The sequence below is a fragment of the Microcystis sp. M079S1 genome (assembly GCF_020246425.1).
GTDB lineage: Bacteria > Cyanobacteriota > Cyanobacteriia > Cyanobacteriales > Microcystaceae > Microcystis > Microcystis aeruginosa.
Window position 1 is genome coordinate 1 of record NZ_JADBSZ010000324.1, and the last position, 15786, is coordinate 15786.

Genomic DNA, 15786 nt, shown 5'->3' on the forward strand with positions numbered 1-15786 from the left:
ATTTATTCTCAATTTTTATAATTGAGATAGTTTGTGCCGCTTAAATAAAGAGGTTTTGATAACCAAATTAAAGCAGCTCTAAAGAGTTTTGAGTTAAAAGTTAAACTTCAAGTTTTCATTCAGGACAAATGTACTGATTAAATAATTTTTTGGGGAAAATTAGTTAACCCATCATTATAACATATAATTAATTTGCAAGAGTTCTATTAGCGATTGATAATGGTTTCGGTCATTTTACTTGCAACTAACTCTCAATAAAAAAACAGCAGTTGACAAAAGTAGAACCTAGGTTGGGTTGAACGATAGTGAAACCCAACACTTTTAAATAATTGGGTTGGGTTTCTACGGCTAAAGCTGGGAATGCTCCCTTCAGGTTCTACCTGAATATTGTTTTAAGGCAGAGCCTTAAATATTGTGTTTCAAGGCAGTAGATCGTAGGTTGGGCTGAACGATAGTGAAACCCAACACTTTTAAATAATTGGGTTGGGTTTCGTTCCTCAACCCAACCTTGTATATTGAGAGAGGTGGTAGACCGCGGCACCCGGCACCGAGAAACTTATTAAGACGATAGGGACCTATTTGTTGCCCTTCTAACATCTTCATCATTTGGTCTAGCATAATAATAACTCCTGAATTAGCCAATTTTTACGTTGTGTAACTATCCTATTAAGTGAGTGGTTTTAACGAAGGCAGGGGACAAAAGGCAAAAGGCAAAAGCTTTATCGAAATGTGTAATTAATTTTGCTTAGGTACTTATTAAATTTAAGACAATTTGGCTGGAAATTCAATCGGTAAAAAATCAACAATTGGTTACTAATACTAAATCCGGCTATTAAATACTGATTATTTATTCCCCCTTTTGCCTCTTGCCGTTCGTCTGTCCCCATAAGTAGCCTATACTCAACGGATTTAGTATGACTAATGGATAGGGGGGGATCTAAGGCAAAATCTATCTTCTATTTAATTAGAGCTACTTACTTAAGGGAATGAGTTAATTACCCATCCCCATCAATCCCCTAGGAAGGGTTAGCAATTCTGCTCATTTGCTCTTGAATTTCGGGGTTATAAATCTGGAGATAATTCCAATAATTACCAAACACCGATTCTATATAACCCTTAGTTTCTCTAAAGGGAATATTCTCAACAAATTCATCGGGATCGCTAAAATCGAAACGCTGTCTCCATTTGGAAACTGCCCCAGGTCCAGCGTTATAACTAGCCACGGCAAAAAGTGAATTTCCGGCAAATTTGCCATGGGTATAATCGAGATACCATGTCCCCATCATAATGTTATCTTCAGGATTAGTTAAAGAATAACTTTTATTGCCAGTATTACCCGCGATATATTTACCGGTATCGGGCATAATTTGCATTAATCCCACTGCCCCCACAGGAGAACGAATTTCTTTTTCAAAGCGGGATTCTTGCCGGATTAAAGCCGTCACTAGCAGGGGATTTAATTGTCTATCTTTTGACCATTGCAGGATGGTATCGTAGTAGGGGAAAGGGAATAAAGAGTGCCAGTATTTATCATTTTTTCGCAGGAGTTTCCAGGCTTTCTTTTCCTCTGGGGTATCTCTTTCTCGCAAGCGCCAAATCAGGTTAATTCCTTCTAAATTTTGATTGCGAGAGAGTTTATAGACACCGAGGTTAAATTGTTCGTCAACGGTTAAATTCCAAGGATCGACAATTTCTGCTTGCCAGAGATTCCAAGCGTCCGTATCTTCACCAATTCGATATAATTCCTTGAAAGCTTCCGAACCAGCGGGGGGATCGTTACGAGTGGCGGGTTTGACGGTGGTAGGATTATAGGAGCGGACAGTGGTAAAATCCCCCACGTCCCAACCCAATAAAACCGCCGAGCGCCAAGCATAATAGGAATGGGGATGACGAGAAATAGTGTAGGTAAAAGCTTGTTTTGCTTCTTGGTTTTTGCCGAGTTTTTGCGCCCATTTTCCCACCCAAAAGGCTGCTTTCGGGGCAATTTGACTATCGGAATTATTAACCGCAATTGGCTGCGCCCACTGCCACGCCTTGGCGTAATCACCGGATTTAGCGGCTCTTTGGGCCATTAACCAGCGATAATCGGCGGCTTCGTCGGATTTTGGGTATTTATTTAATAAAGTCTGCCATGTTTGACTAGCGGACTGGGCATTAGTTGAGTTGAGTAATTTGGCTTTCGCTTCCAAAGCTTCCGGAGCGCGATCGGGAAATTGCTTGACAATGCGATCGAGATATGCTAAGGCATCGCGGTTAGGAGAAATCTGGGCGAGTCGCAGTAATCCCAAACCGGTTTCTGGGGCCTGGGGATAGGTTTTAATTAATTTTTGGTAAGCGGTGCGAGCTTCTGGCAGTTTTTTGGCAATTTGTAGCCCGCGGGCGTAACGATAGGCTTGTTCGGGGCTAGGAGTGGCTTGAGCGTAGGCTTTATAGGCTTTTTCGTACAATCCCGACTGCCAATAACCTGCCCCAATCATTGCCCAATCCGCCGGAGTTAACTGCTCGGCGTAGTCTTTCACCAAACGATCGCGGGCCTGATTGAGGGTAGGATCAAAAGGATTAGCCTTGGCTAACTGTAACCATAAGGGAAATTGATCGGGATTTTCTTGAAGACGTTGGCGAATTAAAGCCAAAGTACGCGGGTGTCGGGGGTATTCCTTGAGCAATTTCTCATGATAACTGGGGTCGTATTTGCCCAAAGAGTAGTAAGCTTCTGCCACTACGGGCGATTGGGGATAGGTTTCCAGTAATTTTTGCCAAATTTCTCGCGCTTTTTCACTATCGTTGCTTAATTCGTGGGCGCGTCCCTGTTTGAGGAGAATCTGGGGAGCGAGGACAGGATATTGTTTTTCTAAGCCTTCTAATTGTTTTAAAGCCGGACCCCCTTCATATTTTCTCAATAAATCCATGGCCAGGAGATAGCGGGCGCGACTACGATCTAAAGAGGGCGCGTTGGCATCGGCAACATCTTTTAACTTGACATCTCGCTCGGTTTGTGGTAGAGAAGCGCTATCAACCACGGCAGAGGGTTGGTTAGGATCTTGGCTAGGAAGCGAAGCACTATTGCGATCGAGCCAAGCGAGAATTTTCGGGTGAAAGAGAAAGAGACTGGTGAGAGTAAAAAGCGCAACCCCAGAACCTAAGCCAAGAATGAGCGGGGTGTGAGGGGGGAATTTCTTAAACATTACCTTATTCAAGACAGTAACTCAACATACATTATCAATGATCGTGGTGACAGGTTGTTTGTTTCAATCAGGTTGGGGAACTGGGGTGTGGGGTGTGGGGTGTGGGGTGTGGGGAGACCACTTCGTGCGCGTTGCGGGGGGAGAATAAATAAAATAATCTCCTATCTCCTGACTCCTATCTCCTGACTCCTGACTCCTATCTCCTGACTCCTGATCACTGATCACTGATCACTGAGATATGGTACGCTAAACAGGATTTAAGTATTATTAATGATTGCTATGAAACAAGGCGGCGTGACGGTTTGGTTAACGGGATTGAGCGGTGCGGGGAAAAGTACGATTACCGAGGCATTACAGGCAAAATTAATCGCTGAAGGTTATTCAATTGAAGTTCTCGATGGCGATATAGTACGGACGAACCTCACCAAAGGTTTAGGATTTAGTAAAGAGGATCGCGATGAAAATATCCGTCGCATTGGTTTTGTGTCTAATTTGCTCACCCGTCACGGTGTGATTGTCCTAGTTTCAGCTATTTCTCCCTATCGTGAGATTCGCGAGGAAGTAAGGGGAAAAATCGGCAATTTTGTCGAAGTTTTCGTGAATGCTCCCTTAAGCGTCTGTGAGGATCGCGATGTGAAAGGATTATATAAAAGAGCGCGTGCTGGCGAAATCAAGTCTTTTACGGGAATTGATGATCCCTATGAACCACCTTTTAACCCAGAAGTGGAATGCCGCACCGATTTAGAGACTTTAGAGGAAAGTGTCGCCAAAGTCTGGAACAAATTGACGGAATTAGGCTACATTCATCAAGCTGTGGCGGTTTGATCGCAGCATAACTTTGTATTATTGGAAAATATCGTAGGGACGTGGACTACAAACGTCTCTACATCCTGATTAACCCCTTAAGCAAATTTGTTAGTTAATCTCCTTTTCTTCAGTACCTAAGCAAAGTTAATTATACCTCTTAGTAAACCTCTGGTCAAAGTGCAAGGGTGTCTAAACAGTAATCAGTGAACAGTAAACAGTAAGTAGGGAGGCACAATTATTTGTAGGATGGGTTAGCGGTAGCGTAATCCATGGGTGTGTTGGGTTTCATGCTTCAACCCAACCTACGTTCTGATAACTGATAACTTACCCACTGATAACTGATAACTGATAACTGTCTCGACTAGCAAATTAATTTTGCACGAATACTTATATTTAAAGGCACTAAATTATTTTGAAATCTCGCTCTAGTTATTGGAACCTAATTCCCTATCTCCGTCCCCAAACCCAAACAATTATTTTGGCGTTCATCTGTACGATCGGATTTACGGTATTTTGGCCGATTTTAGCTTGGTTAGCTGGACAAATGGCCAGATATATCGGCGAGGGAAATGTGCAAGCATTGGCGACACTTTCGGGGGTGGGGGCAGTGGTTTTTTTACTGCGGGGAATGTCTCAGTATGGGCAAGATTCCCTGATGGCAAAAGCTTCTTTAAAAATTGCCCTAGAATTAAGAAAAAAAGTTTATGCTCACCTGCAAACCCTCGGCTTAAATTACTTTGAAACGGCAAAAACCGGTGATTTATCCTATCGTTTAACGGAAGATATCGATCGCATTGGGGAAGTAATTAACAAATTTTTCCATGATTTTATCCCCTCAGCCTTACAGTTAATTGTCGTCTTTGCCTATATGTTTATTGTTAACTGGCAATTGACGATCGCTGTCATTATTATCGCTCCTTTGTTGGGAGTTTTGGTGGGATTTTTTGGTGAAAAATTATTACAATATGCTCGTCGCGCCCAAGCGAAAATATCTAATCTTTCTTCGTTATTAACCGAAGTTTTTGGCGGTATTCGTGTGGTGCAAGCTTTCGCTGCTGAAGATTATCAAACCGAGCTTTTTGCCCAAGAAGCGGAGGAAAATCGCCGCGCTCAATACCTATCAGAATCCACCAAAGCTTTACAATACGTCGTGGTGGGATTCTTACAAGCTCTCGGTGTCATCTTTTTATTCTTTCTCGCTGGTTGGCAAATTTCCCAAAAGAATTTAACTGGAATTGACTTTGTTAGTTATGTGGCAGCGGTGGCAATGTTAATCGATCCCATCGCCCATATTACCAGTAATTATAATCAATTTAAACAGGGGCAAGCCTCCATGGATCGGATTTTTGAATTGTTAGCTATTTTGCCAACAATTACCGAAAAACCGAATGCGATCAATCTGCCACCCCATAGCAAAGAAGTTGAATATTGTCAAGTAAATTTTTCTTACAATGAGGACAGACAGGTTTTAAAAAATATTAATTTTACTGCACACGCTGGCGAAATGATTGCTTTAGTGGGAGCATCGGGAGCGGGAAAAACCACTTTAGTTAATCTTTTATTGCGTTTTTATGACCCCACTTCTGGCAAGATTTTAATCGATGGGGTGGATATTCGTGATGTGACTTTAAAAAGTCTCCGGCGACAAATTGGCGTAGTTTTGCAGGAAAATATTCTCTTTTCTGGCACTATAGCCCAAAATATCGCTTTTGGCCAGGGAGATTTTAATCTGCAAGAGGTGGAAAAAGCGGCAAAAATTGCTAATGCTCATCAATTTATCGGTGAACTTTCCCAGGGTTACTATACCTATGTGGGAGAAAGGGGTGTTAATTTATCGGGTGGACAAAGACAAAGAATCGCCATCGCGCGAGCGGTTTTATCTAATCCGAGAATTTTAATCTTAGATGAAGCGACTTCCGCGCTCGATTCGGAATCGGAAGCTTTAGTGCAGGAAGCTTTAGAAAGAATTATGACGGAGCGCACGGTATTTGTTATTGCTCACCGATTAGCAACTGTCAGAAAAGCTAACCGTATTTTAGTTTTAGAAAAGGGTGAAATTATCGAGGTGGGTAATCACGAGGAGTTATTAAATCTTAATGGTCGTTACGCTCAATTTCATGCTAGACAATTTCAAGATTAGTCTATTTGGCGTTAAGAGTTGGGCATTATTTCTGATTTTATCACTCAAGCCAAGTTTTTGGGGGGTAGAACCCCCCAAACCCCTAGGGTTGATTCAAGGTAGGGTTGATTCATGAATCAACCCTACCCAAACCCCGGAGCGCATTAGTTTTTCGGTGGGATGCTTACACGCAGTTGTTCATATATTTGTACTAATTTAAGAGTCACCGATATAGCAGTTATCTTAATGGTGAGGTAGGAAGTTTTCGTTTTGGAAAGTCAGTTGCGGAATTAGGTTAGACTTCATCTTTAGGGAAACGCTGTAAGTTATCACTTTACCTCATCTTTGGTAAGCTGTACTGAATTTAAACTGCGTATTGAAAATTTTAGTACAAATACTCAAACTGTCTCTCCCTGCTCCCCGCTCCCTTGCAGTCTTAAAGAGTAATTTAGATAGTCAACAGCTTATCCCCTGACGCATTCCCTATCATAATCCTCATTTTAAGCTTTCAGTATCTTTGCGAGCATAGTTTGGAGATAGCCTATTTGTTTCAAGATTGATCGCCATTTAGTCATTGACCATAATGATTGGTTCAAGTAGTAATCGTAAATTTTTTTACGTTTATCTAAACTCCAAAAATACCAGGGTTTTCTAGAACCAATAAAGTGAACAATTTTGGCATCATCGAAGTTTAAAGAACTTTCATGCCTTTCGTGTTTTTTTGTCCCTAGATCTACTTGTAAATTCCATCGTATACCAATCGGTAGAAAATCGCTTCCTACAATGTTATTGAGAGCAGTTTGATCCCAGTGAATGAGTATACTTTCATTGTTCAGAGCAAAGTCAATCACTCTCTCTGAAAGATTTTCCTCTCGCCACTTTTTCAGATTGAGTAACATTACTCCACTGTTAAAAAATCTTTTCTTCCGGCTTCCATGAGCAGCAAGAAAGTATTCATCCGCTATTTCTAGGTTGTAAAGTTCTTCCAGGGAAGACTTTACCACGAGATCAGAATCTAAATACAAAACCTTATCGATCGATACAGGCAAAATATCGGGAATCAACAATCTGTAATAAGCGGCCTTGGAAATATGTGCCGAGACTTTTAAATTATCTAGCTTTTCTGGAGAGTCAATAGTATAGTATTGGAATGATATATCATAAGTTTTACTTAATCTGATTAATTTTTCTTTTAAATCATCATCTACTACGTCGGTGATCAAATATAAATTGATATGGCAATTTATATTACTTAAAATAACTGAAGTCAAGGCCACACCAAAGTGTTGCTCGTAGTTTTTATCAAAACAGAATACAATATTCATAAATAAACAACTTTCAACTTTTTTACTTGGCAGCAGGACAGCAGACGAACTTTGTCCCAGATTATATCTTATTAAAACACTGATGTCAATAGTCCCAGGGTAAGCGCATCTTAACAATCCTTGACAAAATGAACTTTATGTGAGTTACTTACCCACGATTCAGGCATATTTGAGGAGAATTTGCCATCTCAATTGTTAAGCAAAAATCGACCCATTTGGTCGATTTCGTAACTATTCTCATTGACTGGTATCACTTGAAATGACCACGCGGATCACAAAATTGGCCAATTGTCAATAGCGTTTGAGATGCTCTCACCCTAAGAGGAACTGAAAGATAGATACGCTGTCAGTATCCGGACAGAATCAATTACACATATTTTTGCATTCCCTGTTCCCTGTTCTGGGTTCTCTCTTTCCAGACTGTAAATTTAATTTTGTCCAACTACTTAGGGTTTTTTTCGGGGAATTCCTCGCAAGGTTAAAACATCATCGAGGGTGGAACAATAGTTTTTTAAACCAAAATCGGCAGGAGTATAGGTTTTAACGTGGGTGAAGTGGCGATAATTCATGGCAAAACGGTCCCATGCTTCCATCTGCAAGTTAAAAACTTTGATAAAAAAGTTAGCAATGGTTAAAGATAAAGGAATGCGAAAGTAGATTTTTTTGTTTAAATAAGTACAGATTTCCTCCACTGCTTGGTTAGCTGTTGTGCGTTGATTGCCTAGGACAATTTTGCTTTCTGGTGCGGGATTTTCGATTAAATAATTCACCACTTGAGCTATATCTTTGGCATGGATAAAATGAAAACTGCCATCAGCTTGAAACCAACGCACTAAACCGATATATTTCAACACATCCGGTAAACCACCATAGATATGAGAATAGGGTTTATTTTCGTCACCACCTAAGACAAAAGTGGGGTATAAAGTGATAATTTTATCGGCGATTTCTAGGTCAGTAAATTTACTATAACAAATATATTTAGTGCGGATATAATTAGTTCCTATCTCCCCAGCTTCCGGTAAAGGTTGATTATTTTGATTGAGAATGCTGGCAGTAGAAAAGTAGAGGACTTTCTCGCAGATTTGAGCATCTAAATAACTAATTAATTCTAGGGTTTTTACCACATTAATCTGATAACTTTCCTCCTCTCCTCCCCAACTGGTAGCGATTAAGACCGCTATATTCATTGTTTTTAAAAGCTCCGCATATACCCCAATATTTTGCATATCGCCTAAAAGTATATGAACATTTGATCGCCCTTGATAAGTAAATTTTAACTTCTCTGGATTACGAACTAAAAAATATAATTCATAGTCGGGATTTTCCAGTAAAATCTCAGCGATATAATGCCCAATACAGCCACTCACACCCGTTAGAAATATCTTTTTCATTTTTTAATTGATCCAGCAGAATTTAGGGGACAGTGTGAAAGTCAAAAGTGAGTCACGGGTTCGGATTTTGGAGAGCTGCATCTAAACTTTGCAGAAATATCAAAAATGAGTAATGGTCAGTGACTCTTAAATTATTACAAATATATCAGCAGCTGCGTGTAAGCATCCCACAAAAAAACTAATGCGCGGGGGGTTCGGGGGAGGCGCTTCGTCCCCCGACGGGGGGTTTGGGGGGTAGAACCCCCCAAGAGTCTGGATTGGAAACAAACAACCTAGAAAGCACAGTTTTTTAACAGAAGTTATCAGAGAATCCCAACTTAGTAGATTTTAAATTATGGGATGCACTCTTAGGTGTTGGGTGTTACAGACGATTTCCTTACCTCCTAACCCCTATTCCCTAAACCTTGATCACGACATCCTAGGCGTGAACTGCTAATAATTGATCCGCTTGTTTAGCGGTTTCAAAGAAGAAACGCACGTTATCTTCAGGAGTTCCCACCAAAACACCATGACCTAAATTAAGAATATGACCTTGATTACCTGCTTTACGAATAGTATCAATAATCCGCTCGCGAATAAAGGACTGGGAACCGAATAAAACCCCCGGATCGATATTACCTTGAACCATCATCGCTTTACCTAAACGCTGTCTCGCTTCCGCCATATCGACAGTCCAATCGACGCTAATAATATCAACCCCCGATTTAGCCATTCTTTCCAAAACGCCGGCGCTGCCACTAATGTAGAGAATTAAGGGTGTATCGGGATGGGTTTCTTTCACCAAACGAACTACTTTTTGTTGATAGGGTAAGGCAAAAACATCGTAATCTTGGGGAGTTAATTGACCCGCCCAAGAATCGAACATTTGTACCACTTGCGCCCCACAATCGATTTGATAACGGACATAGGTGGCAATCATATCCGCTAATTTATCTAAAAATTGGTGCAGTACCGAGGGTTCCGAAAAAGCCATACCTTTAATCACAGAATAACTTTTAGAACCTTTCCCTTCCACTGCGTATGCTGCTAAAGTCCAAGGCGCTCCGACAAAACCGAGGACAGTGGATTTATTTCCCACCTCTTGACGCAGGGTTTTTAAAATCGTTTTGATAAAAGGTAAAGACTGATCGGGATCGAGGGGATTAAGTTGGTCCACCTGCGCTTGAGTACGAATGGGAGAATCGATAATCGGCCCCTTACTTTCGATAATATCAAAGGGAATACCAATTCCCGCCAGGGGAGTGAGGATATCGGAGAACATGATCACCCCATCTGGTTGAAAAGCGCGCCAGGGTTGCAGGGAGATTTCGATCGCTAAATCGGCATTTTCCGATCTTTCCCGAAAACTGGGGTATTTATCCCGCAATTCCCGATAAATCTGCATATAACGTCCTGCTTGTCTCATCATCCACACGGGAGGACGGGGTAAGATTTCTCCTTTGGCAGCGCGTAATAAATAAGGTATTTCAGGGGAGTCAGTCATATCAGGATGATTATTCTATTGCCTTTTCTACGGTATCATCCCCCGTACAGCTAATTTTTCTAGTTTTTCCTTAAGAATTGTTAACGAAAGTTATCCCTCCACCCTGGGATGAATTCGACGCAATCGTAAAGCATTCGTCACCACGGAAAGGGAACTTAAAGCCATGGCAGCACCGGCAATAATCGGATTGAGCAGAAAAGGATAGAGGACTCCGGCAGCGATGGGAATGGCAATCAGGTTATAAATAAAAGCAAAAAAGAGATTTTCTTTGATATTTCGCATTGTTGCCCGACTTAACTCAATAGCAGTCACAATTCCCTGTAAATCTCCCGAAATTAAGGTTATATCGCTTGCAGCGATCGCTACATCGGTCCCCGTGCCAATGGCAATACCTAAGTCCGCTTGCGCCAATGCGATCGCATCATTGATGCCATCTCCAACCATGGCGACTATTTTCCCTTTTTTCTGCAAATATTCGATTTTTTCGGCTTTTTGTTGGGGACGGAGTGCGGCAAAAAAGCGCCGGATACCCAACTCGCTGGCGATCGCCTCTGCGGTTTCGAGGTTGTCCCCCGTCATCATCATCACCTCTAAGCCCATTTTTTTGAGCTTGGCGACCACTGAGGAAGAAAAAGGTTTTAAAACGTCGGAAATGGCGATAACCCCCTCTAAACCACCGTTAACCGCTATCCAAGCCACGGTTTTTTTCTGCCATTCCCAATCGTGGGCGACTTTTTTAAGAACTTTTGTTTCGATCCCTTGACTTTCTAACCATTGTTGTGTACCGATTTGCACGAAATCTGACCCGACTTTTCCCTGCAATCCTGCCCCAGTTATTGAGTCAAATTCGCTTACTTCTAGGGTTTTAATCTGGTTTAACTGCCCATATCTAACTATTGCTTCTCCTAGCGGGTGTTCAGAATGATTCTCCACCGATACGACTAACTGCAGCAGCGATAATTCCCGTCCATCCCCCACCCCCTCGCGAGTCAAGAAGTCCGTCACCGTTGGTTTACCCTGGGTGAGAGTTCCCGTTTTATCTAGAACAATAGTAGTAATACCCTGGGCTAATTCTAAACTTTCGGCATTTTTAATTAAAATTCCCTGTTTTGCTCCCTGTCCTGTTCCCACCATAATCGAGGTAGGTGTAGCTAATCCTAGCGCACAGGGACAAGCGATAATTAAGACTTCCACCATTGTAATCAAAGCGAGGGTGAGATTACCCGTGCGGAGAATCCAAAATAAGAAAGTTATTAGGGCAATAATCATCACCACCGGCACAAAATAAGCAGTCACTCGATCGACTAATCTTTGTATAGGGGCTTTTGATGCTTGCGCGGTTTGCACTAATCGGACAATCTGAGCTAAAACCGTATCTTTTCCCACCCGTAACGCTTGCATTTGTAGGCTACCAGTTTGATTAATTGTCGCCCCGATTACCTGTTGATTGACGGTTTTTCGCACGGGTAAACTTTCCCCCGTCACCATCGATTCATCAATGCTAGAACTGCCTTGGATAATTATGCCATCGACGGGAATTTTTTCCCCCGGACGCACTAAAATTATATCTCCTACTTTCACCTCTTCGATCGGTAGATCTAGCGTCTGTTCTTCCCTAATCACCCTAGCAGTTTTTGCCTGTAATCTCATTAATTGTTTAATAGCGGCGGCCGTTTCTTTTCTGGCACGTTTTTCGAGGAAACGACCGAGTAAAATCAGAGTAATGACGATAGCTGATGCTTCGTAATAGACATGGGAATCAAACCCCTGTTTTTCGATAAAATCGCTCCCGAAGGTTGAAAACAAGGAATAAAAATAGGCGGCACTGGTTCCCAAAACTACTAAAGTGTCCATGGTGGCAGTGCGATTTTTAAAGGCTTTCCAAGCATTTTTATAAAAACTTTGACCACACCAAAATTGGACGGGAGTAGCGAGAATTAATTGGAATAAGGGAGCGTGTAACCAGTGGGGAATAAAAGATAGAGATAAACCCGTCATCATCGGCAAAGAACCGATAAAAAGTATAATGCTAATAACAATAGCGATCGATAGTTTGGTGAGAAGTTCTTTTTCTGGCCTGGATTCGAGATTAATTTCCGTTATCGGTGTAGCTTGGAAACCGGCATCCCTAACTTTTGCTTGAATAGTGTTAAGATCGGTACGCTTGGGATCATAGTCCACATCCACCTGTTCCATGCCAAAATTAACTTGACATCGAATCACTCCGGGGATAGATTTAATTATCCGTTCGATCGAATCAGCACAACCAGCGCAACTCATCCCGGCGAGTTTGAGAGTTTGATGGGTCATAATTTTAATAGCAGCGGAAGTCAGCAACAAAATCCCCTGCAGCAGAGTTCTATCTTTAGCATAAAATATTCCCCTAGCTGCAGGGTCAAGAATCCTCTGTTAATTTTTCTGAATAGATATGAAGAAATGTCAAAAAGAGTGCTTGTATTTTCCTAACACACCCTTAATTTTTATGGACAAATTTCAATTAGGGCTTGCTGAATAAATCTAAAAACCTTGTTGGGTAAGACTTTTAGACTTTTTGTCAATCAAAAAGTACCGGATATGCGAGTGATCGGGGGGAAAATTCCTGGACTTTTTCCCTGAAAATTAGGTAATTGACCCCCTCAAAATCGGTAAAACCCTACACCCCACACCCCACACCCCACACCCCACACCCTGCCCCCAGGAAAAACTTTTTGCCGCAAACCCTAATTAACCCCACTCTGTTGCGTATCTTGACCTTGCACAGCATCGGCAGCGGAAACACCATCACCCTGAAAACCAAAATACCATAAAGCAGCGGCAGCTTCAGCGCGAGTTACCGGTCTTTTTGGCTGAAATAGGGTAGTAAAACCAAAAACTCGCCGAATATTAGCTTGTTCGGCATTTTGAAAATCGGCATAAAGAGCGCGCACCAGCTGCGGGTTAATTTTATTAGTATCCTGAAAACCCCAAGTATTTTTAATCGTATCAAGATTGGCGCTCGGTAAAGCTTTTCTAATATCTAATGGCACTTTCCACGCGATTAAATCTTCCCGGGTTAAAGGAGCATTGGGACGGAATAAAAGGGCGCTACTATCTCCCGTTAACGGAGAGGGAATTAACCCCGCTTCCGCTAATCCTTGAATATAAATATAATCGGTATCGTTATTTTTAACATCACTAAAAGCTGGGGAACTATTGGGAGTAGCTAAACGGATTTGTTTACCCGCTACATTGGCATAAATGGCATTATTAGCCTGTAACAACCAGCGCGCAAATTCTCGGCGCGTTATTGTATCATTAGGGTTAAACTGATTGTTATTACCTGTTAATACTCCCAATCTAGCTAAGTCTTGAATGTGGCTTTTTAAGGTATTAGGTAAGGATTCGAGATCGTTAAAACTGGTGGGATTAAGATTGGGTAAGGGGGAAGAAATAGGGGAGGGACTAGGGGAAGCAATCGGGGTTCCCGTTGGACGATAATCGAGGCTATATTCGGTATTGGGAGAAGTGGCAGTTATGGTGATAGTTAATTCTAAATTATCTCGACGGGCTGTCAAGGTACTATTGACTCCTTCTCCAGAAAAGGGAGTGATAATTTCCCAATTATTATTAACTAATTCCTGTTGATAAAAAGCCTCGATCGCATTGCTGGGATCGTTGGATTGCCAACGGGTTTGTCCACCGGTATTATCAGGATTTGTCTGCACGGATAATAATTCTGATTGACTATATCGAGGAATTTCTGCGGGAAAATTTGCGGCTAATTGCTTGTTATTAGGAGAGTTTTCCGGTATTGGAGTTGTTTGTAGATTAGGATCGGCAGCCAGACGATTTTCTAGGACAGGATTGCCACTACAGGCTGCTAAAATGCCCAGCAGGGTGATCATTGTACTGTAGCGAATAAACTTACTCACGGTCTTTACCAATATTGTTTCCTTAGCTTTATCCTAGCTTATTTATCCGGGGTTTTGACTAGGAAAAATTCTGCGCCACCATTGACGTAATTTCCCCAGCAGAAATCCTCCTAACCCTTTTGTGTATTTTTCAAATTTGTAGTAAAATAAAATGTCGATTATATCCTGTGTGGCAAGATACTTGAGATAGGATACTCCTTGATCGATACGCGCATCACTATATTCTAAATAAACTTTGCGACTGAGGCGATCGGATAAATTCCATTTTGGTTGAAAATATTCTTGCATCCTCTGTTGATAAGGGGCAAAACTACTCGATTTTCCCTGTAAATATTCTTCCATGTATTGACAAGCAATTTCGGCTCCTTTCATAGCATGGCGAATACCTTCCCCTCCTAAAAAGTTAACCGTAGAAACCGCATCACCAATCGCTATAATATTCGGTTCTTGATAATAAATATCTTGCAGATTGAGTGAATATTCTAAAATAGAGCCATGGCTGTCGATTATATCATATTTAGAGAGATTCATGTAGGTTTGAATAATTTGTGTAATATAACTTTTTAAAGGCTTAACTTCATCAATATAAGGATGTTCTCCCTCTACCCAAGCCGCTCCTATTTTTAATTGCTGATTATCCATAGGAAAAATCCAGCCATAACCTTTAGGACTCCATTTATGACCGAGAAAAAATACTAAATTATCTTGATATTTTTGATAATCTAATTCTGGCACAGCAATTAAATATTCAATGCCCACTGCTTTTAAAAAATTAGGTTTTTCTCGTCTGTGTTTATACATAACTGCTCTAGCGTATCCCGTGGCATCAACCAATAAACGAGGATTAACTGTCTCGATTTCCTCGCCTTTTGATTTCAAGAAAACAGTTAGCTTATCCTCCATCTGTTGATATTTCAGATAACGACAACCTAAACGAACTTCTCCCCCCCAACGCAGCACTTCTGCGGCTAAAAACTCTCGCAATTTGGCAAAATCAAAAACTACCCCTAAAGGTTGCGGTGATGACCAAGAACGATGTATGCTAGTGGAGATAATTTCGATATTTTTCCAAAACCTAGCCACTACGGTTTCGGGGAGATTGAATTGTTCTAAAATTTCTAGGGGAGAAGCGGCACTAGAAAAGTTATTATCTTGCCAACTAGAATGTTGTTCCACCAAAAGAACACGATAACCTTTTTCACTTAATAATCTACCACAGTGACCTCCCGCCGGTCCCCCCCCAATAATTACGACATCATAATCCATGATTTACGCCCTCGCCTAATCTTGCTAACTTGCTTTTATTTTACCCTAAATGCCCTCTGTTAAACCCCAAACTTATGAAGCTGTTGTGCATCTAAATTTGATAAGTAGCTGGTTATAATTAAATTAAAAATGGATTTTAGGTTCGATCCCCCCCGCCCCCCTTGATAAGGGTAGGGCTGTTTCATTTAAATTAAGTATAGCTGATTTTGAGTCAATAAATTTGACCGAAGATTCTCAAGTTTATCTTGTTCTAACCAAAAGAGTTAGTCACAATAACTAATCTTTAATCCTCTGCC

General features: G+C 41.3%; 9 protein-coding genes. 2 read left to right on the forward strand and 7 right to left on the reverse strand.

The features are described 5' to 3' along the window. Positions 1–1016 precede the first annotated feature (1016 nt). Positions 1017–3185 carry a lytic transglycosylase domain-containing protein gene (locus tag IM456_RS20880; protein ID WP_287694854.1) on the reverse strand — a complete coding sequence of 723 codons (2169 nt, stop codon included), beginning with the start codon at positions 3183–3185 and terminating at the stop codon, positions 1017–1019. 279 nt (positions 3186–3464) lie between these two features. On the opposite strand from IM456_RS20880, the gene cysC reads away from it, so the two are divergent. Both cysC and IM456_RS20890 read left to right on the forward strand, forming a co-directional pair. Next, positions 3465–4010 (forward strand): adenylyl-sulfate kinase, encoded by a 546-nt coding sequence (gene cysC / locus IM456_RS20885; RefSeq protein WP_149987576.1) that lies wholly within the window; start codon positions 3465–3467, stop codon positions 4008–4010. 394 nt (positions 4011–4404) lie between these two features. Further along, on the forward strand, positions 4405–6132 hold the full coding sequence (locus tag IM456_RS20890; RefSeq protein ID WP_149987577.1) for an ABC transporter ATP-binding protein: 1728 nt from the start codon (positions 4405–4407) through the stop codon (positions 6130–6132). A 479-nt stretch (positions 6133–6611) separates the two neighbouring features. On the opposite strand, the gene IM456_RS20895 is transcribed toward IM456_RS20890, so the two are convergent. The 6 genes from IM456_RS20895 to IM456_RS20920 form a co-directional block, all read right to left on the reverse strand. Further along, complete coding sequence (locus IM456_RS20895) at positions 6612–7436, reverse strand: glycosyltransferase family 8 protein (protein WP_149987578.1); 825 nt, start codon at positions 7434–7436, stop codon at positions 6612–6614. 446 nt (positions 7437–7882) lie between these two features. Then, entirely contained in the window at positions 7883–8830 is a 948-nt protein-coding gene (locus tag IM456_RS20900) for an NAD-dependent epimerase/dehydratase family protein (RefSeq protein ID WP_149987579.1), read from the reverse strand. Positions 8831–9248: 418 nt separating this feature from the next. Beyond that, positions 9249–10313, reverse strand: coding sequence for a uroporphyrinogen decarboxylase (gene hemE / locus IM456_RS20905; RefSeq protein WP_287694857.1), 1065 nt, complete (start codon positions 10311–10313; stop codon positions 9249–9251). A 90-nt stretch (positions 10314–10403) separates the two neighbouring features. After that, the gene (locus tag IM456_RS20910; RefSeq protein WP_287694859.1) at positions 10404–12623 is read right to left on the reverse strand and encodes a heavy metal translocating P-type ATPase; all 2220 of its coding nucleotides are present in this window, start codon (positions 12621–12623) and stop codon (positions 10404–10406) included. A gap of 410 nt (positions 12624–13033) precedes the next feature. Beyond that, the gene (locus IM456_RS20915; protein WP_149987582.1) at positions 13034–14236 is read right to left on the reverse strand and encodes an S-layer homology domain-containing protein; all 1203 of its coding nucleotides are present in this window, start codon (positions 14234–14236) and stop codon (positions 13034–13036) included. Between the two features lie 30 nt (positions 14237–14266). Then, a complete protein-coding gene (locus IM456_RS20920) occupies positions 14267–15490 on the reverse strand; it encodes an NAD(P)/FAD-dependent oxidoreductase (RefSeq protein ID WP_149987583.1) in 1224 nt (407 codons plus the stop codon). Between the last annotated feature and the right edge of the window lie 296 nt (positions 15491–15786).

Coding starts and splice junctions, on each gene's coding strand:
- IM456_RS20900 (WP_149987579.1), bottom strand. CDS start 8,830: ATGAAAAAGATATTTCTAACGGGTGTGAGTGGCTGTATTGGGCATTAT.
- IM456_RS20895 (WP_149987578.1), bottom strand. CDS start 7,436: ATGAATATTGTATTCTGTTTTGATAAAAACTACGAGCAACACTTTGGT.
- cysC (WP_149987576.1), top strand. CDS start 3,465: ATGAAACAAGGCGGCGTGACGGTTTGGTTAACGGGATTGAGCGGTGCG.
- IM456_RS20880 (WP_287694854.1), bottom strand. CDS start 3,185: ATGTTTAAGAAATTCCCCCCTCACACCCCGCTCATTCTTGGCTTAGGT.
- IM456_RS20910 (WP_287694859.1), bottom strand. CDS start 12,623: ATGACCCATCAAACTCTCAAACTCGCCGGGATGAGTTGCGCTGGTTGT.
- IM456_RS20920 (WP_149987583.1), bottom strand. CDS start 15,490: ATGGATTATGATGTCGTAATTATTGGGGGGGGACCGGCGGGAGGTCAC.
- hemE (WP_287694857.1), bottom strand. CDS start 10,313: ATGACTGACTCCCCTGAAATACCTTATTTATTACGCGCTGCCAAAGGA.